Annotated in this window: 31 protein-coding genes and 1 pseudogene; 20 read left to right on the top strand and 12 right to left on the bottom strand. The window is 71.3% G+C overall.

Annotation, left to right across the window (positions count from 1 at the left end; genetic code table 11):
* Positions 1-892 (bottom strand): spore coat protein (locus ACRDTB_RS28990; protein WP_431435342.1); only part of this gene is annotated, 892 nt, incomplete at its 3' end.
* Positions 893-899: 7 nt separating this feature from the next.
* A complete protein-coding gene (locus tag ACRDTB_RS28985) occupies positions 900-1,661 on the bottom strand; it encodes a cytidylyltransferase domain-containing protein (protein ID WP_431435341.1) in 762 nt (253 codons plus the stop codon).
* Positions 1,662-1,701: 40 nt separating this feature from the next.
* Here ACRDTB_RS28985 and pseB point away from each other — a divergent pair, with 40 nt between their 5' ends.
* The 3 genes from pseB to ACRDTB_RS28970 are packed head-to-tail and all read left to right on the top strand — an operon-like array spanning position 1,702 to position 4,521.
* Positions 1,702-2,685 carry a UDP-N-acetylglucosamine 4,6-dehydratase (inverting) gene (gene pseB, locus ACRDTB_RS28980; protein ID WP_431435340.1) on the top strand — a complete coding sequence of 328 codons (984 nt, stop codon included), beginning with the start codon at positions 1,702-1,704 and terminating at the stop codon, positions 2,683-2,685.
* Positions 2,678-3,814, top strand: coding sequence for a DegT/DnrJ/EryC1/StrS family aminotransferase (locus tag ACRDTB_RS28975; RefSeq protein ID WP_431435339.1), 1,137 nt, complete (start codon positions 2,678-2,680; stop codon positions 3,812-3,814). The genes pseB and ACRDTB_RS28975 overlap by 8 nt, the downstream gene beginning before the upstream one ends.
* Complete coding sequence (locus ACRDTB_RS28970; RefSeq protein ID WP_431435338.1) at positions 3,811-4,521, top strand: phosphotransferase enzyme family protein; 711 nt, start codon at positions 3,811-3,813, stop codon at positions 4,519-4,521. The genes ACRDTB_RS28975 and ACRDTB_RS28970 overlap by 4 nt, the downstream gene beginning before the upstream one ends.
* A gap of 290 nt (positions 4,522-4,811) precedes the next feature.
* Here the strand turns inward: ACRDTB_RS28970 and pseI are convergent, their stop codons facing one another.
* The 4 genes from pseI to ACRDTB_RS28950 all read right to left on the bottom strand — a co-directional run bounded on the left by pseI (position 4,812) and on the right by ACRDTB_RS28950 (position 7,404).
* Entirely contained in the window at positions 4,812-5,861 is a 1,050-nt protein-coding gene (pseI, locus tag ACRDTB_RS28965) for a pseudaminic acid synthase (protein ID WP_431435337.1), read from the bottom strand.
* Positions 5,862-5,912: 51 nt separating this feature from the next.
* Positions 5,913-6,134 carry a hypothetical protein gene (locus ACRDTB_RS28960; RefSeq protein ID WP_431435336.1) on the bottom strand — a complete coding sequence of 74 codons (222 nt, stop codon included), beginning with the start codon at positions 6,132-6,134 and terminating at the stop codon, positions 5,913-5,915.
* A gap of 147 nt (positions 6,135-6,281) precedes the next feature.
* On the bottom strand, positions 6,282-6,752 hold the full coding sequence (locus ACRDTB_RS28955; RefSeq protein ID WP_431435335.1) for a hypothetical protein: 471 nt from the start codon (positions 6,750-6,752) through the stop codon (positions 6,282-6,284).
* 22 nt (positions 6,753-6,774) lie between these two features.
* Positions 6,775-7,404 (bottom strand): hypothetical protein, encoded by a 630-nt coding sequence (locus ACRDTB_RS28950; RefSeq protein ID WP_431435345.1) that lies wholly within the window; start codon positions 7,402-7,404, stop codon positions 6,775-6,777.
* Between the two features lie 140 nt (positions 7,405-7,544).
* Here ACRDTB_RS28950 and wzm point away from each other — a divergent pair, with 140 nt between their 5' ends.
* The 3 genes from wzm to glfT1 are packed head-to-tail and all read left to right on the top strand — an operon-like array spanning position 7,545 to position 10,238.
* Positions 7,545-8,474: a galactan export ABC transporter permease subunit Wzm/RfbD gene (gene wzm, locus ACRDTB_RS28945; RefSeq protein ID WP_431435334.1), complete on the top strand. Its 930-nt coding sequence runs from the start codon at positions 7,545-7,547 to the stop codon at positions 8,472-8,474.
* Positions 8,475-8,493: 19 nt separating this feature from the next.
* Positions 8,494-9,312: a galactan export ABC transporter ATP-binding subunit Wzt/RfbE gene (gene wzt, locus ACRDTB_RS28940; protein WP_431435333.1), complete on the top strand. Its 819-nt coding sequence runs from the start codon at positions 8,494-8,496 to the stop codon at positions 9,310-9,312.
* Entirely contained in the window at positions 9,312-10,238 is a 927-nt protein-coding gene (gene glfT1 / locus ACRDTB_RS28935) for a galactofuranosyltransferase GlfT1 (protein WP_431435332.1), read from the top strand. Before wzt ends, glfT1 begins: the two co-directional genes overlap by 1 nt.
* Before the next feature lie 21 nt (positions 10,239-10,259).
* Here glfT1 and ACRDTB_RS28930 read toward each other — a convergent pair whose 3' ends face one another.
* From ACRDTB_RS28930 to ACRDTB_RS28920, 3 genes and pseudogenes are all read right to left on the bottom strand, one after another.
* Positions 10,260-10,676: a protease inhibitor I42 family protein gene (locus tag ACRDTB_RS28930; protein WP_431435344.1), complete on the bottom strand. Its 417-nt coding sequence runs from the start codon at positions 10,674-10,676 to the stop codon at positions 10,260-10,262.
* Between the two features lie 26 nt (positions 10,677-10,702).
* Complete coding sequence (locus ACRDTB_RS28925; protein WP_431435346.1) at positions 10,703-10,924, bottom strand: hypothetical protein; 222 nt, start codon at positions 10,922-10,924, stop codon at positions 10,703-10,705.
* A gap of 91 nt (positions 10,925-11,015) precedes the next feature.
* Positions 11,016-11,153: pseudogene (locus ACRDTB_RS28920) on the bottom strand (class I SAM-dependent methyltransferase); the annotation flags it as partial.
* Positions 11,154-11,287: 134 nt separating this feature from the next.
* On the opposite strand from ACRDTB_RS28920, the gene ACRDTB_RS28915 reads away from it, so the two are divergent.
* The 6 genes from ACRDTB_RS28915 (at position 11,288) to ACRDTB_RS28890 (ending at position 14,007) form a co-directional block, all read left to right on the top strand.
* Entirely contained in the window at positions 11,288-11,965 is a 678-nt protein-coding gene (locus ACRDTB_RS28915) for a Crp/Fnr family transcriptional regulator (protein ID WP_431435331.1), read from the top strand.
* Positions 11,966-11,971: 6 nt separating this feature from the next.
* On the top strand, positions 11,972-12,286 hold the full coding sequence (locus ACRDTB_RS28910) for a hypothetical protein (protein WP_431435330.1): 315 nt from the start codon (positions 11,972-11,974) through the stop codon (positions 12,284-12,286).
* 26 nt (positions 12,287-12,312) lie between these two features.
* Positions 12,313-12,747 carry a hypothetical protein gene (locus tag ACRDTB_RS28905; protein WP_431435329.1) on the top strand — a complete coding sequence of 145 codons (435 nt, stop codon included), beginning with the start codon at positions 12,313-12,315 and terminating at the stop codon, positions 12,745-12,747.
* Positions 12,748-12,804: 57 nt separating this feature from the next.
* Positions 12,805-13,071, top strand: coding sequence for a hypothetical protein (locus tag ACRDTB_RS28900; RefSeq protein WP_431435328.1), 267 nt, complete (start codon positions 12,805-12,807; stop codon positions 13,069-13,071).
* A 91-nt stretch (positions 13,072-13,162) separates the two neighbouring features.
* Positions 13,163-13,477 (top strand): MarR family transcriptional regulator, encoded by a 315-nt coding sequence (locus ACRDTB_RS28895; protein WP_431435327.1) that lies wholly within the window; start codon positions 13,163-13,165, stop codon positions 13,475-13,477.
* Positions 13,402-14,007, top strand: coding sequence for a GNAT family N-acetyltransferase (locus tag ACRDTB_RS28890; protein ID WP_431435326.1), 606 nt, complete (start codon positions 13,402-13,404; stop codon positions 14,005-14,007). Before ACRDTB_RS28895 ends, ACRDTB_RS28890 begins: the two co-directional genes overlap by 76 nt.
* On the opposite strand, the gene ACRDTB_RS28885 is transcribed toward ACRDTB_RS28890, so the two are convergent.
* The gene (locus ACRDTB_RS28885) at positions 13,961-14,389 is read right to left on the bottom strand and encodes a GtrA family protein (RefSeq protein ID WP_431435343.1); all 429 of its coding nucleotides are present in this window, start codon (positions 14,387-14,389) and stop codon (positions 13,961-13,963) included. The two genes, ACRDTB_RS28890 and ACRDTB_RS28885, sit on opposite strands and share 47 nt — an antisense overlap.
* Positions 14,390-14,443: 54 nt before the next feature.
* On the opposite strand from ACRDTB_RS28885, the gene ACRDTB_RS28880 reads away from it, so the two are divergent.
* From ACRDTB_RS28880 to ACRDTB_RS28845, 8 genes are all read left to right on the top strand, one after another.
* Positions 14,444-15,817, top strand: coding sequence for an FAD-binding protein (locus ACRDTB_RS28880; protein ID WP_431435325.1), 1,374 nt, complete (start codon positions 14,444-14,446; stop codon positions 15,815-15,817).
* Positions 15,814-16,569, top strand: a complete 756-nt coding sequence (locus tag ACRDTB_RS28875) for a decaprenylphospho-beta-D-erythro-pentofuranosid-2-ulose 2-reductase (RefSeq protein WP_431435324.1) — start codon at positions 15,814-15,816, stop codon at positions 16,567-16,569. The genes ACRDTB_RS28880 and ACRDTB_RS28875 overlap by 4 nt, the downstream gene beginning before the upstream one ends.
* Positions 16,570-16,633: 64 nt before the next feature.
* Positions 16,634-17,317 (top strand): pentapeptide repeat-containing protein, encoded by a 684-nt coding sequence (locus ACRDTB_RS28870; RefSeq protein WP_431435323.1) that lies wholly within the window; start codon positions 16,634-16,636, stop codon positions 17,315-17,317.
* Between the two features lie 67 nt (positions 17,318-17,384).
* On the top strand, positions 17,385-18,107 hold the full coding sequence (locus tag ACRDTB_RS28865) for an endonuclease V (protein WP_431435322.1): 723 nt from the start codon (positions 17,385-17,387) through the stop codon (positions 18,105-18,107).
* A gap of 133 nt (positions 18,108-18,240) precedes the next feature.
* Complete coding sequence (locus ACRDTB_RS28860; RefSeq protein ID WP_431435321.1) at positions 18,241-18,786, top strand: YbaB/EbfC family nucleoid-associated protein; 546 nt, start codon at positions 18,241-18,243, stop codon at positions 18,784-18,786.
* 1 nt (position 18,787) lies between these two features.
* On the top strand, positions 18,788-19,129 hold the full coding sequence (locus tag ACRDTB_RS28855; protein WP_431435320.1) for a hypothetical protein: 342 nt from the start codon (positions 18,788-18,790) through the stop codon (positions 19,127-19,129).
* Between the two features lie 2 nt (positions 19,130-19,131).
* Complete coding sequence (locus tag ACRDTB_RS28850) at positions 19,132-20,202, top strand: hypothetical protein (RefSeq protein WP_431435319.1); 1,071 nt, start codon at positions 19,132-19,134, stop codon at positions 20,200-20,202.
* Positions 20,203-20,865, top strand: a complete 663-nt coding sequence (locus ACRDTB_RS28845; RefSeq protein ID WP_431435318.1) for a hypothetical protein — start codon at positions 20,203-20,205, stop codon at positions 20,863-20,865.
* Between the two features lie 9 nt (positions 20,866-20,874).
* Here ACRDTB_RS28845 and ACRDTB_RS28840 read toward each other — a convergent pair whose 3' ends face one another.
* The gene (locus tag ACRDTB_RS28840) at positions 20,875-21,828 is read right to left on the bottom strand and encodes a decaprenyl-phosphate phosphoribosyltransferase (protein WP_431435317.1); all 954 of its coding nucleotides are present in this window, start codon (positions 21,826-21,828) and stop codon (positions 20,875-20,877) included.
* The coding region (locus tag ACRDTB_RS28835) for a phosphatase PAP2 family protein (RefSeq protein ID WP_431435316.1) at positions 21,825-22,218 on the bottom strand (394 nt) is incomplete at its 5' end. The genes ACRDTB_RS28835 and ACRDTB_RS28840, both read right to left, overlap by 4 nt.

Below are 22,218 nucleotides of genomic sequence, written 5' to 3'. Positions count from 1 at the left end.
CACCCAGCGCCGCGCGGGCGTCCGGGTCGCGGAGGAGGTCCCGGAGCGGGCCGGCGGCCGACCGGAGGTCGGCGACCGTGCCCAGGCCGGCGGCCACGTCCCGGTCGAGCGCGGCCCGGTAGCCCGCCGCCTGGTTGTCGGCCAGCCGGACCAGGACGGCCGGGACCCCGATGCAGCACAGCTCCAGCAGGGTCACGCCCGCGGCGCTGACCACGAGGTCGGCGTCGGCGAGCAGTGTGGGCAGCGACGGGGTCGGCGGCTGGACGGTGAACCGCTGGCCGGCACCGCTGGGGACGGGAACGGGCGTGGCGGAGATCGCCAGGACGTCCAGCGCCAGGCCGGTGTCGCGCAGCGCGGTCATGGCCGCGGACACCGCGTCCGCGGCCGCGCCGCCACCCATCACCACCACGACCCGGGGCGGCCGCCCGGCGATACGGCGGGCGCGGATGGCGCGGGCCGCGAGGACGTCGGCGCGCAGCGGGGCGAAGGAAGGGCCGGCCAGCAATGCCGGCGAACCGTCCGGCGGCCGCGGTGCGGGGGCGAGGTTGGCGTCGACCACCACGTCGGCCGCACGCCGCCCGAACCGTCCGTCCGAGATGGACACCAGGCGGGCGACCGCGCGTACCTCCGGCAGCTCGCCGAGCCCGTAGTGGTCCACCACCACCACGTCCGCGCCGAGGTCGGCCACCTGCGCGACAAGGGAAGCCGGCGGCAGCACCGGAACGTCTAGTGTGGACAGACGGTCGAGCAGCCAGCCCGCGCCGGCCACCTCGCCGGCGAGGCGCACCCGCCAGCCCCGCGCCACCGCGACCTCGGCCAGCGCCACGCACCGCGACAGGTGACCCACGCCGATCGACGGACCCGCGTCGGCACGCAGCAGCAGCGTCGTCATGCCGTCGTCATATCGTGGGCCGCGAAGTGGGCCGCGAGGTGGGCACGGACTTCTGGACGACCTCGGCGTTCAGCGCCACCAGGTCCGGGCGCGAGCGCAGCAACGCGACCACGTCCCGCCACCTCGCCGCGCCGTCGCCGAGCTCGGCCGCCACCGCGTCGAGCAGCTCGGCGTCCTGCGTGGTGTCCAGTGTGACCCGCAGGTCGGAGTCGTCCCCACCGGTGACCACGCCGGCACACCGGTACACGTCCGGCCGGGTGTGGATCGCGGAGGTGACGTGCTCGCGGTGGGCGCCGGTCGCGGTCTCGTACTGCTCGGCCAGCACGTCGCCGCGCACCAGCTCCACGTCGAACCCGCGCGGCAGCGTGCGCACGAGGACGTTGCTCACGTACTGCAGCTCCGGATCGGCCAGCCACACGCCGACGACCTGCGCGATCAGCGCCGGGTCGAGCAGCGGACAGTCGGCGGTCAGCCGGACCACCGCGTCGCACGGATGCGTTCGGGCCGCCAGTTCGTAACGGGCGAGGACGTCGTCGAGCGGGCCGCGAACCACCTCGGCGCCGGCGCTGGCCGCCTCGTCGGCCACCGCGTCGTCGTCCGGTGAGGTGGACGTCGCGACGATCACGGTGCCGATGCCCGACGCCCGCGCCGCGGCCCTGACCACCCAGCTCAGGACGCTGCGCCCGGCCAGCGGCCGGAGCACCTTGCCGGGCAGCCGGGTGGACGAGTGCCGTGCCTGGATGACCGCGTTGACTCGCACGAGTGCCATGATTGCGCACTGGCTCGTCCTGAATCTCTCGGAGGTAACGATGGCTTTGCTGGATGGGGCCAGCATCCTGCTCACCGGCGGGACCGGGTCGTTCGGCAAGGCGTTCATCGCGTACGCGCTCGAGCACCTCAACCCGCGCCGGCTGGTCGTGCTGTCCCGCGACGAGCTCAAGCAGTACGAGGCGCGCCAACTGTTCGCCGACGACCCGCGGCTGCGCTGGTTCATCGGCGACGTGCGCGACCGGCGGCGGCTGGAGCGCGCGATGCACGACGTCGACTACGTCGTGCACGCCGCCGCGCTCAAGCAGGTCGACACCGCCGAGTACAACCCGTTCGAGTTCGTGCAGACCAATGTCACCGGCTCGCAGAACGTGATCGAGGCGGCCATCGACCGCGGCGTGCGGAAGGTCATCGCACTGTCGACGGACAAGGCGTCCAGCCCGATCAACCTCTACGGCGCGACCAAGCTGTGCGCCGACCGGCTGTTCATCAGCGGCAACCACTACGCCGCCGGGCACCCGACGCGGTTCGCCGTCGTGCGCTACGGCAACGTGATGGGCTCGCGCGGCAGTGTGATCCCGTTCTTCCGCTCGCTCGCCGAGCGCGGCGAGGAGCTGCCGGTCACCGATCTGCGGATGACGCGGTTCTGGATCACGCTGCCGGAGGCGGTGGCGTTCGTCGTCAGCTCGTTCGAGCTGATGCACGGCGGCGAGCTGTACGTGCCGCGGATCCCGAGCATGCGCCTGGTCGACCTGGCCCGGGTGATCGCGCCGAACAGCCCGATGAAGGAGGTCGGCGTGCGGCCCGGCGAGAAGCTGCACGAGGAGATGATCGCCTCCGACGACGCGCGGCGGACGCTGCTGCTGGACAACCGGTACGTGGTGATGCCACACATCGCGGGCTGGGGCTACGAGCCGCCGGAGGGGGGCCGGCCGGTGCCGGACGGCTGGGCGTACCGATCGGACACCAACGACCTGTGGCTCACCGACGACGACCTACGTGCCCTGGTCGAGAAGTATGGGTGAGCGGCTGTTGCCCTACGGCCGTCAGTCCATTGTGGAGGACGATGTGGCGGCGGTGGCGGCGGTGCTGCGGGGCGACTGGCTGACGACCGGGCCGGCGGTGACCCGGTTCGAGTCGGACCTCGCGTCGGTCACCGGTGGGGTGCCGACCGTGGCGGTGACCTCCGGGACCGCGGCGCTGCACGTCGCGTACGCCGCGGCCGGGATCGGGCCCGGTGACGAGGTCGTGTGCACGCCGATGACGTTCGTGGCGACGGCGGCGACCGCGATGCTGCGCGGGGCCTCCGTGGTGTTCGCGGACGTCTCGCCGGAGACGGGCAACCTGTCGGTCGATGCCGCCGCCGCCGCGATCACGCCGCGAACGAAGATCGTCGCGGCCGTCGACTACGCCGGGCACCCGGCCGACCTGGACGAACTGTCCACTGTGGCGCACGACGCGGGCGCGCTGCTGCTGGAGGACGCGGCGCACTCGATCGGCGGGTCGTGGCACGGGCGGCCGGTCGGGTCGCTCGCCGCGCTCACGACGTTCTCCTTCTTCCCCACCAAGAACCTGACCACGGCCGAGGGTGGGGCGGTGGCCTGCGCGGACCCGTCGCTGCTGCGCCGCGCGCGGGAGTTCCGCAACCACGGGCTGGTCCGCGATCGCGACCGGCAGCGGTGGCCGGACGAGGGCGGCTGGCACCAGGAGGTGCACGAGCTCGGGCTGAACTACCGGCTGCCGGACGTGCTGTGCGCCCTGGGTTCCAGCCAGCTGCGGCGGCTGGCGTGGTTCGTGGCGCGGCGCGCGGAGCTGCACGAGCGGTACGACGCCGGCCTGTCCGATGTGGATGGTGTGGCGCTGCCGGTGACGCTGCCGGGCGCCGCTCCGGCGTGGCACCTGTACCCGCTGCGGGTGCTCGGCGGGCGGCGGCGGGCGCTGTACGAGCACCTGCGGGAGCACGGCATCGGGGTGCAGGTCAACTACATCCCGGCGTACTGGCACCCGGTGTTCGCCGACCTCGGGTACCGGCGGGGCCTGTGCCCGGGGGCCGAGGAGTTCTACGCGTCGGAGCTGTCGCTGCCGCTGTTCCCGGACCTCGCGGACGCGGAAGTGGACCGGGTGGTCGAGCTGATCCGGGCCTTCCTCCGGTGAACCTGTCGCCGTGGGGACCGGTCGCGGTGGTCGGGCGGCTGGGCGGCGGGCATCGCAACGAGGTGCTGGAGGTGTGGCGGGGTTGCGAGCGGCTCGTCGCGCGACGGTCCCGGAGGTCCGAGGCATCGCTGGAGTGGGAGCTGGAGCTCATGGGGTTCCTCGGCGACCACGGGTTCATCGTGCCCGAGGTGGTGCTCACGGATGCCGGCCGGCCGCAGGTCGACGGCATGGTCGTGCAACGGTGGCTGCCCGGCCGGCCGCCGACCACCTCCGACTGGCCGTCGGTCGCGACCGAGCTGACGCGCCTGCACGAGCTGACCGCGGACTATCCGCGGCGCCCGGGCTTTCTGTCCACATCGGACCTTCTGATGGCGGAGCGGGGTGGGGACGTGGACCTGACCGCGATGCCACCCGAGGCGGTGGCCGCCTGCCGCGCGGCGTGGACCGCGCTGGAGGGACCGCACGCGGTCGTGCACGGCGACCCGTGCGCGGCGAACGTGCGGGTGAGTGAGGCCGGCATCGGGCTGCTGGACTGGGACGAGGCGCGGGTCGACCATCCGGACCTGGACCTCGCGGACCTGCCCGGCGTGGAGCTGGCGGAGCCGCGCGGCCGGATCGCTCGCGCGGCGGTCGACGCGTGGGAGGCGGCGGCCGGGTGGCTGTTGGAGCCGGAGTACGCACGACGGCGGCTCGCCGCACTGGGCTGACGCGACCCGGCTCGCGATGGGGATCCGCCTGCGGCCCCTGGAATCCAGCGTACCGACGAGGGGCGACGAGTTCGGCGGCCAGGCGTGACTCTGTGGACAGTCACGCGACTTGTGGACAACCTCGCGGGGGTCCCCCTGATTCCAGCCTACCGGCGGGCACCGACATGACCGGCGCGCGTTCGTGGATCTGTGGACAGCCACACACGTTGTGGACAACCGCGAGGGGGTCCCCTGCTTTTCAGCCTAGCGCAGGGAACCGACGGTTTCGGGCAGGCGGTTCGACGCCGGCCTCACACGAGGTCCCAGGTCAGAGGTGTGCCTTTCCGAGCGGCGACGCGGAACCGGCGGCCCAGCACCGCCGACAGCTCCCCCGGCGGCAGGCCGCCGGACGGGCGGATCGAGCGGACGTTCTCCCGAGTGACCTCCTCGCCCTCCGACACGTCGGCCACCACGTACAGGGAACGGCGCAGCCGCCGCACCTCGCGCTCGCTCTCGCGCGGGCCGATGCGGGGCTCGCCGAGGGCCTGCCACGCCCGCTCCGTCTCCGTCACCAGCGCGGCCAGCTCGGCCGGCTCCAGCGAGAAGGCGCTGTCCACGCCACCGTCCGCGCGCGCGAGCGTCACGTGCTTCTCGATCGCGCACGCACCCAGCGCCACCGCGGCCACGGGGACGCCGATGCCCACCGTGTGGTCGGACAGGCCCGCCACCACGTCGAACAGCGAGCCCAGCAAGGGAATCCCGCGCAGGTTGCTGTCCTGCGGCGGCGCGGGGTAGGACGCCGTGCAGCCCAGGACGATCAGCTGGTCGTTGCCCGCCGCGCGCGCGGTCGACACGGCGGCGTGGATCTCCGCCACGTTCGCCATGCCGGTCGAGATCACCAACGGCTTGCCGGTGCGCGCACACAGCTCGACGAGCGGCAGGTCGACGAGCTCCGCCGACGCGATCTTGTACGCCGGTGCCTCGAGGGACTCCAGCAGCTCGACCGCGGTCGGGTCGAAGGGGCTCGAGAACACCGTCAGGCCCAGGTCGTGCGCCCGCTCGAAGATCGGCGCGTGCCACTCCCACGGCGTGTGGGCCTTCTCGTACAACCGGTACAGGTTCTCCCCGCCCCACAGCGTGTGGTCGTCCGAGATCCGGAAAGCGGGCAGGTCCACGTCGATGGTGATCGTGTCCGCCCGGTAGGTCTGCAGCTTCAGCGCCTGCGCCCCGGCGGCGGCCACGGCGTCCACGATGGCCAGCGCCCGATCCAGTGAACCGTTGTGGTTGCCGGACATCTCGGCGATGACGAACGGCCGGTGTCCCGGCCCGATCGTGTGCTTGCCGATCCTTACCTCACGCATGGAGGCCACCGTAGTACGGCGCGGTGCGACCACGGCACGACTACGGCACGACTACGAGGCGCGCCAGTTCGCCTCGCCGTAGGTGTCGGCGAGCATGTCGCCGTAGATGAGCAGGCAGGCGAGGCAGCGCTCGCCGTCGTCGGTGCAGGTGATCCTGGTGTTCGGCACGCTGTGCTCGCACAGGGCCTCGCCGAAGTCGCGTCCGGCCTCCTCCGCGCCGAACGCGTGTACCCGGTTGTCGTAGCCGGATAACCACCATTGAACGTCGATCATGTCCCCGACCTCCCGCATCCTGTGTATGCGTAGGGTGCGACATCGGCCGGGCGACTGAAGTGTTGAGTAGTGGAGTATTCGACTCAACAATTCACAGTTGAGTCGAAAACTGTTAAAACGGTAACGGACGGTCGTATACCGCCGAATTCAGTTACTCCGCGTGCGATCCTCGAGCTTGCGCAGCCGGTCCTCGTACTGGGCCACGGCGGTCAGCCGCACCCGGATCTGGCTGTGCTCCCGCCGGATCTCGTCGATGAGCGACCGCGACTCGTCGATCTGCGACCGGTCCGCGGCCGGCACCGTGCCCAGCTTCTCGCGCAGCGACTCCAGCTGCGACTCCTGCGCGGCGATCTGCGGGATGATCCGCTCCAGCTCGTTCGCCGTCCACCGCTGGAGCCGCTCGACCTCACCGAACCGGCGCTCCAGCTCGGCCAGCCGGCGACCGAAGTCGCGCCGCGCCCGCTCGTGCTCGGGGACGAGCCGGCGGTACTCCTCGATCGACCGGTAGGCCTCGTCGAGCCGGTTGCCCGCGAGCGGGTTGTTGATCCGCCAGTCGATGAGCCGCCCGATGCGGTCGGAGACCCGCTTGCGTAACCCGGCGATGTGGCTGTCTGACATGGTCAACTTCTCATCCTCGAACTCAGCGGAGCAGGGTGGTTCGGCTGTTCTCCAGCCACGACTCGAGCAGCCGCGCCTCGGCGGCGATCTGGTGCTCCGGCCCGACCCTGCAGGAGTCGCCTGCCGCATGCATCCAGGATGTCTGGTGGGGATCGTCGACGAAAGAGAAGCCGGTGAGGATCAACTCGGCGTCGGGGTAGCTCGTGCGCGCGATCCAGGCCGCCATCGTGCCGGTCGTCGACCAGGTCGCCTGCTCGCTGGTCGGCAGGCCCAGGGCCTCGGACAGCGGCAGCGTCACCTCCCGGTTGGACACCGGGAGGAACCCCAGGTCGGGCGGCCACCAGCCGGGGATGAGGTCCGGCTCCCAGTGCAGCCGGCCGGGCTCGACCAACAGGTACAGCCGCCGCCGGTAGTCCTCGAACACCCACCTCGTCGCGCGCAGCGCCCGGTTGAACACCACCACGTGGCACTTGGTGCCGACCGTGGGCGGCGTGCCCGCGTCATCGAGCTTGAACCCGTTCACCCGGATCACCAGGTCGGCGTCGTCGACGGCCGCGGCGCGCCGCTCGTCCGGCTCCAGCGGCTGGTTTCCCACGACCGCGACGCGGCGTGGCTCGGGGCGCTCGGCGTAGACGTCCAGTAACGAGCGCAGCACGCCCTGCCCCGAAGCGACGTCGACCATGGGCGCAGAAGGTACCAGGACGACGGGCACTGATCGGGTGGCCGTCCCAGGTCGAGGCCGCATTCCGGCCCGTGCGGGGCGTCCGGTCGCCGCCGGTAGGCTCGATAGCCGTGCCAGTAACCGCCACGGCCGAGCACGAGCAGGCCCCCATACCGCCACCGCCGTCGTCCCGCAGCTGGAGCCGAGCCTGGGGCGACATCGTCGAGGGCTTCAAGCAGCGTGAGCTGTGGGGCCACCTCGGGTGGCAGGACATCAAGCAGCGCTACCGACGGTCGGTCATCGGCCCGCTGTGGATCACGCTCAGCATGGCCATCACGGCCGTCGGCCTGGGCCTGCTCTACTCGCAGCTGTTCGGCGCGCAGATCTCCACGTTCCTGCCGTACATCACGGTCGGCTTCATCGTGTGGAACTTCATGCTCGGCTGCCTGACCGAGGGCACCGACACGTTCATCCGCAACGAGGGCCTCATCAAGCACCTGCCCGCTCCGGTGACCGTCTACGCGCTGCGCACCGTGTGGCGGCTGACCCTGATGTTCGCGCACAACCTGCTGGTCTATTTCGTGGTCGTGTCCATCTACTGGTTCGACCTCACCAAGACCGGCTACGAGATCACGCCCGGCGGCAGCCCACAGCCCGGCATCTCCTGGGCGATCCTGCTGGCCGTCCCGGCGTTCGTCGTGCTCGCGATCAACGGCGGCTGGGTGGCGATCCTGTTCGGCATCATCAGCACCCGCTACCGGGACATCCCGCCGGTGATCACCAGCCTGAGCTCGCTGATGTTCTTCATGACGCCGATCGTGTGGACCACCGACATCCTGACCCGCTTCTCCGCCAAGGGCGGGGAGACGGGCGGGTGGCGGATCCTGGTGGCCGAGCTCAACCCGCTCTACCACTACATGCAGATCCTCCGCGCGCCGCTGATCGGCAACGCGCAGAGCTGGCACCACTGGGTGGTGGTCGGAGCGTTTACCGTGGTGGGGTGGGGCCTGGCCCTCCTGGCCATGCGCAACTACCGTGCCCGGATCTCCTACTGGGTCTGAGTGAGGCGAATTCAACACCATGGTGAGCATCGACGTCTGGAACGCCTCGGTTGACTTTCCGATCTTCGACGCGAAGTCGAGGTCGTTGAAGAAGGCGGTCCTCGGCAAGGTCGGCGGCAAGATCGGCACCGAGCAGAAGGTGCCGATCATCGAGGCGCTGCACGACATCTCCGTCTCGCTCAAGGAAGGCGACCGGGTCGGCCTGGTCGGGCACAACGGCGCCGGCAAGTCCACGCTGCTGCGCCTGCTCGCCGGCATCTACGAGCCGACCCGGGGCTCGTCGCGGATCGTGGGCAAGGTCGCGCCCGTGTTCGACCTCGGCGTCGGCATGGACCCGGAGATCTCCGGCCTGGAGAACATCATGATCCGGGGGCTCTTCCTCGGCATGTCCCGCAAGCAGATGGAGAAGCGGGTCGACGACATCGCGGAGTTCACCGAGCTCGGCGACTACCTGCAGATGCCGCTGCGCACCTACTCGACCGGCATGCGGGTGCGCCTCGCGCTCGGCGTGGTCACCTCGATCGACCCGGAGATCCTGCTGCTGGACGAGGGCATCGGCGCGGTCGACGCGAAGTTCCTGAACAAGGCCCGCGCCAGACTGGTGGACCTCGTCGCGCGGTCCGGCATGTTGGTGTTCGCCTCACACCAGGACGACCTATTGTTCGAACTGTGTAACACGGCGATCTGGATGGACGAGGGTCAGTTGAAGATGCAGGGCTCGCTGCGCGAGGTCCTCACCGCCTACAAGGGCAAGGACCCGTTCGCCCATCTGGACAAGGAGACGCTGGAGCGGCTCGGCGAGTCCCCGGTCCTGACCACCAAGAGCGGCGAGGTCTGATGAGTTCCTCCGAGCAGTTGCCCGTTCTCCCGGCCGGTGCGGTCGTGGCGGTGGTGGTCACCCGGCACCGACGGGAGCTGCTCGCGGACTCGCTCAAGATGATCGCGGCGCAGACCCGGCCGCCCGACCGGCTCGTCGTGGTCGACAACGGGCCGGACGAGCCGGTCGGCGACATCGTGCAGAGCTGCGGCGTGCCGGCGACCTACCTGCCGTCGCGGCGCAACCTCGGCGGCGCCGGCGGGTTCGCGCTCGGCATGCTGCACGCGCTGATGCTGGGCGCCGACTGGGTGTGGTGCGCGGACGACGACGGCCGCCCGGCTGACGAGACCGTCCTCGCCACGCTGCTCGCCGAGGCCACCGAGCGGGGGCTCGCGGAGGTCTCGCCGATGGTCACGAACATCGAGACGCCCGAACGCCTCGCGTTCCCGCTGCGGCGCGGGCTGACCTGGAAGCGCAGCGCGGACGAGCTGGGTGGTGGCGATGCCGGGGACTTCCTGCCCGGCATCGCGTCGCTGTTCAACGGCGCGCTGTTCCGCGCGTCGACGCTGGACGTGGTCGGGGTGCCGGACTACCGGCTGTTCTTCCGCGGCGACGAGGTGGAGATCCACCGGCGGCTGGTGCGCTCGGGGCTGCCGTTCGGCACCAGCCTCAAGGCCGCGTACCTGCACCCGGACGGCTCGGAGGAGTTCAAGCCGATGCTGGGCGGGCGGCTGCACGCGCAGGACCCGGAGGACGAGGTCAAGCGCTACTACACCTACCGCAACCGCGGGTACCTGCTCTCGCAGCCGGGGCTGCGGAAGATCGGGCTGCTCGAGATCATCCGATTCGGGCTGTACTTCATCGGGACCAAGCGGGACCCGAAGGCGTTCGTGCAGTGGCTGAAGCTGTGCCGGCAGGGGCGACGGGAGCGGTTCTTCCGGATCTGAGGCGTTCCGCCGGGCGTACGGTCAGCGGACCTCGATGTCGATCCGGTACCGACGCTCGTCCTCGGGATCGCGGCAGCCGCGAAAGCAGTTGAGCAGCTCGACAGACGTGGTGCCGGCGGCCTTCGCGGTGAACCGGAAGTAATGGGTACCGCCACCACCGTCGGTGTTCGCCTCGCCGGGGTCCGCCACGTAGTAGTCGCCGTCGATGGCGACGACGTCGGCGTCGGGCTTCTCCCGCAGCGACCAGTCGTCGCCGACCGAGGCGTTGTCGCCGACCGCGATCGTGAACGTCTCGCCGGGCCCGACCTCGATGCTGGTGTCCTCGATGGTGAACTCGGTCGGGCCGTCCGCGTCCGCGCGCGGGCTACCCGGCCGCTCGTCCACGCAGCCCGACGCCAGCAGTGCGACCGCGACGGCGGCCACGACGAGCTGGCGCATTCGTTCCACCCCCTCCGGCCCGGAGGCTACCGGTGGGGTCCTCCGCCCGCGGTGTAGACCAGCGAGTACCGGAAGTACAGATGCCGGCGGACGCGCGCGCCGGGGAGCGGCTCGCGTGCCCGCTCGCGGATCTGCCGGAGCGTCAGGTCCGGATCCCTGACCGGCGGCGCCGGAGCGCTCGCGGGTGAGACCAGGGCGACGCGCACGCGGTTGGGCAGGAACGCGACGGCGCCCGATCGGCAGGTCACCGAGCGTGCGCCGGCTCGGGCCGAGCACCGCGAGCACACCGCCCGGGCCGCAGCGCGTCGCGCAGCCGGACGACGGTCTCGGCGAACGGCAGGGGTGCCGGCTCGCGATGCACGAGACGAAGTCGTAAGCACCCAGTTCGTACTCGCGGACGTCGGCGTGGACGACGTGGACGTCGGCCGGGCCGGTGGCCGCCTCGATCATCTCGGCCAGCCGGTCGAGCGCGTCCACGGCGACGCTCCGGGTGGCGAGCGCGCGGGCGAAGGCGCCGCTGCCGCAGGCACGCGGCAGCCCGCGGGGACCTGGCGCAGCAGGAACGGGTGGTAGTGGTCGTTGTGGTCGAAGTGCCCCATCGGCGTACCAGTATGTTGCGCAACCCCAAAGGGCAGGGCGACTGGACCCTCACGGAAGACGAGATCTTCTACCTGGAGAGCGTCGGCACCACGCTGCGCCGCCAGGCGGGGCACGTCTTCATGCGAGAGGGCGAAGACGGCGACTTCGTCCTCTTGATCAAGAAGGGCCACGTCCAGATCATCGCCGGCAAGCCACCGCGGATCATCGCCTTCCGCGGTCCCGGCGAGACCGTCGGCGAGATGTCGATCATTCTGGGCGAGCCGCGGACGGCCACCGTGATCGCGTGGGAGGACGTCGAGGTGGTCCACATTTCCGCCGCCGAGCTGGACCGGTTCCTCCAGGACAACCGGCGCGCGGAGCGAGCGTTGCTGATCACGAACATCAAGCGGCTGGCCCAGGCGACGAAGATGATCACGGACTCCGACCTGGCGGTCGAGCGCCGGGTCGCCAAGGCGCTGGTGGACCTCGTGGAACGGGGCCTTACGAAGGACGCCGACGGCGCGTCGAGCGTGCGCATGAGCCAGCCGGACCTCGCGTCGCCCACCGGGGCCTCGCTCGTCGCGGTGAAGAAGGTCGTTCGCGTCTTCAAGCAGCACCAGCTCATTGATACCGGGCGGCAGCTGCTCGAGATTCGCGACGTGACGACGCTCCGCGAGATCGCCACCGGCAAACCGATGGCGTCCTGGTGAGCACCGATGTTCGTCGATCCGAACCTGGCGATCGCGGCGTCGGCTCTGGCGGTCGCCACCGTCGCCAGGGCCTGGTTCGCGTTCCGGCGCACGCACATCCGCGAGACGTCCACGACCGACCGGTTCGTCAAAGCCCTCGAGGACAGCACACCGCAGGAGCGGTCGGACATCATCCGCGCACTCGCGGAGGCGCACACAACGAAGCCGGCCGTCGAGGCGACGTCCACGGACCCGCCCGACTCGCCGGACTCGCCGGAGAGGCCCATTCTCGCCTGGCTGCGGCGTCGCTGGCCAAGCCCGCCATCGACGAAGGACGGATAGTGCGCCCAACAACGCCGCAGGAGCACGTGCGATGCAACGACCTCGTACGCGAGCTCCTCGCGATGGGTCTCGACCCGGACCACTTCGTGATCTTCGGCAGTGCCCCGTTGTTGGCCCACGGCCTGCGGTCAGAGGTGCACGACCTGGATGTGGTCGCCCGCGGCGAGGTCTGGCACCAGGTCTCGGCGCGGGGCGCGCCGGCACGCGGAACGATCAGCGGTGACCCGGTCCGGCTGTTCGCCGGCGGGAAGCCGCAGTTCTCCGCGAACTGGATCTCGCGCGACTGGGACACGGACACCCTGATCGACAACGCCGAGATCATCGCCGGGCTGCGATTCGCGTCCTTACGGGACGTGCTGCGTTACAAGCAAACGCTGCGCCGCCCGAAGGATGCCGACGACATCGCGGCGATCAAGGCGCATCTCGGCACGACGGACCCGCACACGTCTGCTGTGAGCTGATCCGCTGCGGGCGAACGCCGCTTGCCCGTGCGGGCGTGCGGTGGTGATGTCGGTGGTATGGCTGATCCCAAGCGTGCCCTCGTGCTCCACCTGTCCGGCGGTGGCGAGCCGGTCGTCTTCGCATTGTCCGCCGAGGGGGCGGACGACCTCGAGGCGCGGCTGGCCGACCTCGTCCGCGAGGGACGGGTCCACTCGCCAACGCTCGCCGACGGGTCCGCGGTCGCGATCAACTTCGCGCACGTCGTCACCGCGCACCTCGACGAACTGCCGCCACTGGCGCGGGTGTACGGCAGCGGGCAGCAGAAACGAGGGTTCGCAACGTAACGTTCTCTGACTGGAGTCAGGGAATGGTCGCGCGGGAGACAGCGGAGGTACGGCGCTTCAACCGACTGGTCCCGGCGGGTCGGCGCCCTCGATGACCACTTTCCTCGCCCGCGACCGCCCGCTGGGCGCGGCCCGCCTGCTGTGGGAGATCGGCAGCGGCGACGGGACGGACGTCCGCGAGCTGCGTGCCCGGCTCGACCTCGACTCCGGGTACGTCAGCCGGCTGCCGCGCTCGCTCGAGGCCGACGGGCTGGTCACGGTGACCGCGAGCACGGGCGACCGGCGGGTCCGGGTCGCCTGCTCACCGCCACGGGCCGGCGCGAGCGTGCCGTGCTCGACGAGCGCGCGGGGCAGGCGGCGGCCTCACTGCTCGAACCGCTCAGCGCCGAGCAGCGGGCCCGGCTGATCAAGGCCATGCGGGAGGTCGACCGGCTGCTGACCGCGGCGGAGGTGACGATCGAGCCCGTCGACCCCGACCACGAGCACGCCCGGTACTGCCGAAACGCCTACTACGCCGAGATCTGCCGGCGCTTCGAGCAGGGCTTCGACCCGGACGCCGGCATTCCCGCCGAGGGCGACCGCTGCGCCCGCCGGCCGGTCTGCTGCTCGTGGTCTACCTGCGTGGGCTGCCGGTCGGCTGCGGCGCGGTGCGGTTCGCCCCCGGGCGAGCCCGCGCACTTTCGGCGCATGTGGGTCGACGACTCGGCACGCGGGCTCGGCATCGGCCGGCGGCTGCTCGTCGAGCTCGAGTCACGGGCCGCGGCGCACGGCTGCGACACGGTCGCGCTGGAGACGAACCGGGCGCTCACCGAGGCGATCGCGATGTACCGGTCCGCGGGCTACGTCGAGGTCGAGCCGTTCAACGACGAGGTCCACGCGCACCGCTGGTTCACGAAGCGGCTCGGAACACGACCGTCCGCAGCATCACGAAGTTGATCGTCGTCGCGGTGCCCTGGGCGGCGGCCCAGGCGAGCGGGATCTCCCAGCCGGACGGCGGCAGCAGGGCAAGCGCCAAGGCGTTCGTGCCCACGTTGACGAAGAAGGTCACCGTGTACAGCAGCGCGAAGCCACCCGCCTGCGCGGCGCCGTCCCGGCGGCCGGCGGCGAACGTGAAGCGGCGGTTGAGGAAGTACGCGGTCGTGGTGCCCGCGACGAAACTCAGCGCCTTCGCCAGGTGCACCCACACGCCGAGGTGCAGCAGGCCCTGGTAGACGCCGAAGTCGACGAGCGCGCAGAAGCCGCCGATCAGCACGAACCGCCCGAGCTGGCTCGCCAGCCCGATCCTGGGCACATCCGCCTCCGCCGCCGTGGTCGCCATCTCAGCCACGACGCGAGTCTAGGAGCCGACCGCGGGCCCCGTACCCTCGGTGCCGTGAAGCCAGGACATGACGAGCTGGCCAGGCTCACCGGCTGGGGGCGCACCTCGCCGAGCACCGCGCACGTGGTCCGCACGGCGGACGTCGACGCGATCGCCACGGTGGTGCGGGAGGCCGGCGAGAGCGCGGGTCGCGGGGTCATCGCGCGCGGGCTCGGCCGCAGCTACGGAGACCCGTCGCAGAACGCGGGCGGGGTCGTGATCGACATGACCGCGCTGGACCGCATTCACCGGGTGGACGCCGACGCGGGCGTCGTCGAGGTCGATGCGGGCGTCTCGCTGGACACGCTGATGCGCGCGCTGCTCCCGTTCGGCCTCTGGCTGCCGGTGCTGCCCGGCACCCGGCAGGTCACGGTCGGCGGCGCCATCGGCAGCGACATCCACGGCAAGGCACACCACGTCGAGGGCAGCTTCGGCGACCACGTGCTCTCGATGGACCTGCTGACCGCGGACGGCACGGTCCGCACGCTCACCCCGGACGGGTCCGAGGCGGAGCTGTTCTGGGCGACGACAGGCGGCATGGGGCTCACCGGGATCGTGCTGCGCGCGACGTTGCACCTCAACCACGTGGAGACCGCGTACTTCCTCGTCGACACCGACCAGGTCGGCGACCTCGACGAGCTGATGGCCCGGCAGTCCGAGAACGACGAGTCCTATGTGGAGTCCGTGTCCTGGTTCGACGCGGTGACCACCGGGCCGCACCTCGGCCGCGGCCTGCTCACCCGGGCGAACCACGCCAAGATCGAGGATCTGCCGAAGCGGCTGCGCCGCGACCCGCTCCGGTTCGACGCCCCGCGGCTGCTGACCGTCCCGGCCGTGTTCCCGCCCGGCATGCTCAACCGGTTGACGGGCAGGGTGTTCAGCGAGCTCTGGTACCGCAAGTCGCCCACCCGCCACGACGTCGTACAGAACATCACGCAGTTCCTGCACCCGCTGGACATCGTCGGCGAGTGGAACCGCGGCTACGGCCCGCACGGCTTCCTGCAGTACCAGTACGTGGTGCCGTTCGAGGCCGAGCACGTGATCCGGCGGACCGTCGAGACGATCACCGAGGCGGGCCACGTGTCCGCCCTGAACGTGCTCAAGCGGTTCGGCGACGGCAACCCCGCGCCGCTGTCGTTCCCCATGCGCGGCTGGACGCTGTGCGTGGACCTGCCGGTCCGCCCCGGGCTGCACGAGCTGTGCGAGGAGCTCGACGAGCTGGTGCTCGGTGCCGGCGGGCGGCACTACCTCGCGAAGGAGTCGCGCGCGACGCCGGCGGTGATCCGGCGCGGCTATCCCCGACTCGACGAGTGGCGCAAGATCCGCGCCGCCGTCGACCCCCACGGCGTCTTCGCCTCGGACATGTCGAGAAGGTTGGGTCTTACATGATTGACGCGGTCGGAAATCCCCAGTCGCTGCTGCTGCTCGGCGGCACCTCGGAGATCGGCCTCGCGATCGCCGAGCGGTACGCCCGCCGGCGGCCGCTGCGGGTCGTGCTCGCCGCCCGCCCGTCGCCTCGGCTCGACGCGGCCGCCTCGAGCCTGCGCGCCGCCGGCGCCACGGTGTCCACTGTGGACTTCGAGGCGACGGACTTCGAGGCGCACCCGGCGATGCTGGACAAGGCGTTCGCGGACGGCGACATCGACGTCACGGTGGTCGCGTTCGGACTGCTGGGCGACGCGGAGCGGGCCTGGCAGGACCACGCTCGCGCGGTCGAGCTGGCGCAGGTGAACTACACGGCTCCGGTGTCGGTCGGCGTGGCGCTGGCCGAGCGGCTGCGCCGGCAGGGCCACGGCCGGATCGTGGCGCTGTCGTCGGTCTCGGGCGAGCGGGTACGCCGGGCGAACTTCGTCTACGGCTCGACGAAGGCCGGAATGGACGGGTTCTACCTGGGACTCGGCGAGGCGCTGCGCGATGAGGGGGTGACGGTCACCGTCGTCCGTCCGGGCTTCGTGCACACGAAGATGACCGAGGGCATGAAGCCCGCGCCGCTGTCGGCGAAGCCCGAGGACGTCGCCGCCGTGGTGGTCGACGCGGTCGCCAAGCGCAAGGAGCTGGTGTGGGCACCGGCCCCGCTGCGGGTGCTCATGTCGGTGCTGCGCCACATCCCCCGGGTGATCTTCCGCAGGCTGCCGATCTGACCAGCCGGCCAGGACCCCGATGACATCGACGAGACGCGTCGCATCGTCGAGGAGGAGGGCTGCGGTGACCGAATCACCTGGTACCCGCGGCGACTGGGCGCCCACCACCTGGCCGGCCGACGAGGCGGCGGCCCGGGAGCTGCGCGACTGGCTGGCGAGATCCGACGACACGGAGCTCTACGCACTCGACCTGGACTTCTCCGGCGCGGACCTGTCCGGTGGCGACTTCACCGGCGCGTGGGTCAGCCGCTCGCGCATGCACGACACGACACTGCGGAACACCTCGTTCGCGCGCGCACACTGTGAGGCGGCCGATTTCTCCCAGGCCGATCTCACCGGCGCCGACTTCGTCAAGGCGCTCGGCCGGGAGTCGCATTTCTGGAAGGCGAGGCTGCGCGGCGCGAACCTCACGAGTGCCGAGTTCAACCGCGCGGACTTCACCGAGGCCGACCTCGCCGGCGCGAACCTGTCCGGCGTGCTGCTGACCCGCTCGACCTTCGCGCACGCCAACCTGACCGGCGTCACCGCGGAGAAGACCGTGCTACGCAACACGATCCTCGACTCCGCGGACGTCAACGGGTTCACCGGTACGGTCATCGGGCCGATCTCGGTGATCTTCCGCGGCCAGCGCTCGCTGCTCGACGGCGCGGACCTCGAGCAGTGGTTCACCGCGCGCGGCGGCAGGGTCACCCGCTTCTACGCGGACAGGGCCGAGAGGGCCGGCAAGACCGAAGGGGACGCGACATGACACCGCGCCGCTGCTCGCCGCCGTCGTCGAGTCGGCCGGCCGGCTGACCCGCCGCGAGCCCGAGCACGTGACGGCGATCCGAGCCATCGACCTCCCCACCGACCCGGCCGAGGCGGTCCGCCTCCAGGAGAGGTTGGCGCCGCGGGTCGAGACGTGCGCGCCACCCGGGTTCGCGCCGCGGACCGCGACCGGGCTCGACGTCGCCTACGCCCCGAGAACCGACCGAGGCTCGGACACGGGGTCGGACATCGAGTCGGACATCGCGGTCGCGGCCGCCGTGACGGTCGAGCTGGACTCCGGTCGAGAGACCGAGCAGGCGACGGCGGTCGGGGCGGCCCGCTTTCCTTACGTCACCGGGCTTTTCGCGTTCCGGGAGCTGCCGGTCCTGCTCGGGGCGCTCGACGCGCTCGGCCAGCCGGTCGAACTGCTCGTCGCGGACGGGCACGGCATCGCGCATCCTCGCCGGTTCGGGCTCGCCTCGCACCTCGGGGTCGTCACCGGGCTGCCGGCCATCGGGGTCGCGAAGACACCGCCCGGCGAGTTCGAACCGCCCGGGCCCGAGCGCGGCGCGACCAGCCCGCTGCCGCTCGACGGCGAGCAGGTCGGCGTCGCGCTGCGCACCCGGGCCGGGGCGAAGCCGGTCTTCGTGTCGGTCGGGCATCGCATCGATCTGGCGTCGGCGTGCCGTTTCGTGCTCGCACTAGCGAATAGTTTCCGCCTTCCGGAGCCCACGCGCCTCGCTGACCAGCGATGTCGGCGAGCCCTGCGCGATCTTCGCAATGAAGCCTGAGCAGGGGGAACTCGCCGTTTCCCGGGCGCGTCCAACGGCTTTCCACGCACCGTGGGGACGACCCGCGGCGACTGGGGGGATGGTCCATGATGTCGAGCAGGCACCGCCGGGGCCGCGCACAGAAGGAGGCGTGATGAGTGCTGAGTTCGACCAGCTCGTCGCGGAGTTCGAGAGCTTCCAGTCGAAGCTGAAGAACGTCGACGACCGGTTCGAGAACCTCGCGGGCATGCAGAGTGAGCTCGCCGCGCTGGAGGTGAGCGCCAGCTCGCCGGACCGCGCGGTCACCGTGGTCGCCGGACCGGGCGGGTCGATTCAGGACATCCGCTTCACCGAGGCCGCCATGCAGCTGGGCTCGCAGCGGCTCAGCAGCGTCGTCATGACGACCGTGCGGGAGGCCGTCGCCGACGCGGCCCGCACCCAGGCCGCCATCGTGCAGGAGTACGCCGGCGACGACGCCCCGGTGGTGGACCAGGTGCTCGAGACGCAGGCCCAGGTCACCGGCGTCCCGGTCGAGGAGCTGCGCGAGAAGGTAAACAAGGGAACACGTCCGCCGGCGCCGGTCGGCGATGAGGAGGAGTCGGTCGTCTTCCGCGACGACCCGCCGCGCCCGGCCGCGCCGCGTGCGGAGTCGGCGGCCGACTCCTACCTGAAGAGCGTCTGGGACGAGGAGGAGCGCTGACATGCCGGACGGTGGATTCGAGGTGAACGTTGGCGGGGTACGCGACTACTCCGGCAAGCTCGCCGACGACAAGGCCCTGGTCTCCGAGGTCGACGGGCTCGTGTCGCAGGCCGACGTCGGCAACGAGTCGTGGGGGATCGTCGGGCTGTTCGTGCACGGCAAGTACACCGAGATGCTGGGTGACCTGAAGAGCCTGCTCGGCGAGATGTCCGACGGCCTGCAGGCCGGCTCGGACAAGATGACCGAGTGTGCCGACATCTACCAGCAGGTCGAGGACGCCATCGCCAAGGTGTTCGACGACGCGCTCACTCAGCTCGAATCGGCTGACCAGGGAGGTAACTGACCATGGCCGGCGAAGCGACCACCGGAGAGCTCAGCGGGATCACGATCAACGAGGAGATGGGCTACGGCGAGAAGGTCGCCCGCGGCATCCCGATCGCCGGGAGCCTCGTGTCGGCCGGCATCGCCCTCGACGGCGGCGACGTGCGTGGCGCCGCGGTCGGGGCGACCGCGTTCGTCGCGGACTGCCGCAGCATGGCCACCGCGATCGCCACCGACCCACTCGGCTGGCTCATCGGGCAGGGCCTGAACTTCCTCATCACCGTGGTCCAGCCACTGCAGGACCTGATCCACTTCGTGTCCGGCGACGGGCCCGCGCTGCTCAACGCGGCCGGCAACTTCAACAAGATCGGCCAGGGTCTCGAGCAGTACGCCGGGAAGTTCCTGCAGAACGCCGAGGACGCGCTCAGGACGTGGAACGGCGAGGCGAAGGAGGCCGCGAAGGCCCGCCTCGAGCGGTTCGCGACCGGCATCCAGGGCACCGCCGGCCAGTCCGGCGACATCGCCCAGCTGCTGCAGATCTCGAGCATGATCATGACGGTCATCGAGGAGTTCATCAAGGCGCTGCTCACCGAGTTCGTCGAGTGGCTGATCCTGATCTGGATCCCCGCGCTCGCGGCCGCCGCGCCGACGTTCGGCGGCTCGATCGCCGCCGCCTGGACCGGCACGTTCGCCAAGGGCGCGCACACCACCACGAAGGCGACCAGGCAGGTCGGCAAGCTGCAGAAGATGCTGAACCTGCTCAAGGACCTGCTCGAGAAGCTGAAGACCCTGATGGCGAAGACCAAGGACTTCTTCAAGCAGGCCGGCACCGCGGCCCGTACCGCGGCCGGCAACACGCGCCTGCAGGCGAACCTCCGCGCCCGCGACCTCGGCGGCAACTTCGTCGACGACTTCGGTCAGGTCCGCAGCTTCGGCAGCCGGGCCCAGGAGGTCACCAGCAACACGGCGCAGGCCCAGGTCACCGACCCCGGCAAGGCCGCCCGCAACCTCAACAACGGCGCGCGGGCCGGCGAGTACGGCGCCACCGGGGAGTCCCAGCCACAAGAAGAGACCGAGGACAACCTCTCGATCTAGATGGAACTCGTCGCGACGTGGGGCTGGCCGGCGTGGACCATCGCGATCCTCGTCGTCGCGGTGGTCGGCTGGCTGCTGTGGCGCTGGCTCGCCGCGCTCGCGTTCCGGTACCTGCAGCTCGGCGGGCTGCTGCGGCGGTACGGCTGGCAGGCGAACCTGCCGGGTGGCGACGGCGGGCGGGCGGCGTTCGCCGAGCAGCTGCGCCGGCAGCGCCAGCAGGGGTGGGCGCACCTGCGGCAGGGCTGGTCGGGCGTCCGCGAGGGTTACCGGACCGGCGTGTTCGGCAGGACGGTGTCGTCGGGGTGGCAACCGGACCTGACCATCACCGGCACCTATCGCGGCCGCGCCTTCGTGGCATCGCAGGCCCGGCGGTTCGAGCTGACCAGCGACCAGGGTCGCGCACGCCGGAAGGTTCGGCGGCGCGCGTCGCTGGAGCTGCGCGCGCCGCTCCCGGCGTTCGAGGCCCGGACGGGGTTGCTGACCGGGCAGGTGCGTGGCGCGCCGCCCGGGCTGGAGGAGCTGTTGCGGTCCCGCCGGTTCCGGGTGATCCGCTCCGACGGGGGCTCGCTGTCGACGCCGCTCGGGCCACGGTTGCGGCGCGGCCGGCTGCTGGCGGGGCTCGCCCACCTCAGCACGGTGGCGGACCGGCTGGGCGCGCGTTGAGAGGAAGGCTCAGAGGAAGGCCGAGAGCGCGACGCAGCCGACCCAGGACAGGCCGAGCACCTGCAGCACCCGGTCGCGCAGCGCGATGTCCTCCGGCTCGCCCGCGTTGCCGCCGTCCACGTCGACCGCGTAGCGCAGCACGGCCACCACGAACGGGACGATCGAGATGACCGCCCAAGCCGAGTTCGTGCCCGTGCGCTGGCGGATCTCGAACGCCCACAACGCGTACGTCATGATCATGATCGCGGCCGACGTCGCCCACACGAAGCGCAGGTAGCTCGCCGAGTACTTGGACAGCGACGCGCGGATCTGCGCGCCCGTCCGCTCGTAGAGCACGATCTCCGCGTACCGCTTGCCCGCCACCATGAACAGCGACCCGAACGCCGTGACCAGCAGGAACCACTGCGACAACGCCAGCCCGGCCGCCGCGCCGCCGGCGATCGCGCGGAGCAGGAAGCCCGACGCGACGATGCACAGGTCGATCACCGGCTGGTGCTTGAGCCCGAAGCAGTACCCGAGCTGCACGGCCGCGTACACGCCGATCACGACCACGAGCCGCCAGCTCGACACCAGCGACACCGCGAGCGAGGCGAGGAACAGCGCCACCGCGAGGCCGTACGCGACGCGGACCGACACCACCCCGGCCGCGATCGGCCGGTTGCGCTTGGTCGGGTGGGCCCGGTCGGCCTCGACGTCGATCGCGTCGTTGACCAGGTACACGGCGGACGCGGCCAGGCAGAAGGCGACGAACGCGATGCCCGCGTCGATCACGACACCGGGCCGGAACACCGGGTCGGCCGCGTACGCCGCGAACGGCGCCGCGAGGACCAGGACGTTCTTCACCCACTGCCGCGGGCGGACCGTGCGCAGGACGCCCCGGATGAGACCGGCCGGCGCGGCAGCCGGTGTCGCGCCGGAGTCCACCCCGGCCTCCCCTGGCGTGCTCTCCGCCGTGCTGCTCACCGGATCCGACTCCTCGCTCGCCTGCCCCGCAGCCCGCGGCGCACCAGTCCGCCGACCGCGGCGCCGAGCGCCGAGCCGGCCAGCACGTCGGTCGGGTAGTGCACGCCCAGCACCAGGCGCGACACCAGCATCGGCGGCACCAGGACCGGTACGAGGTTACGGCCGGTCAGTCCGGAGTAGACGACCGCCGCGGCCGTCGTCGAGGTGGCGTGCGAAGACGGGAACGACAGCGCGCTCGGCGTCTTCACGAGCACCTCGACCGACTCGTCGATCGGCCGCTGCCGGCGCACGACCCGCTTGACCGCGATCGAGGCGGCGTGCGCGGCGACCACGCCGGTGGCGGCGGTCAGCCAGTCGCGGCGGCGCCCGCGGTCGAGCACCGCGCCGGCG

This window comes from Actinophytocola sp. (genome assembly GCF_050699935.1).
Classification (GTDB): Bacteria; Actinomycetota; Actinomycetes; order Mycobacteriales; family Pseudonocardiaceae; genus Actinophytocola.
This window is presented reverse-complemented; position numbering and strand designations above follow the sequence as displayed.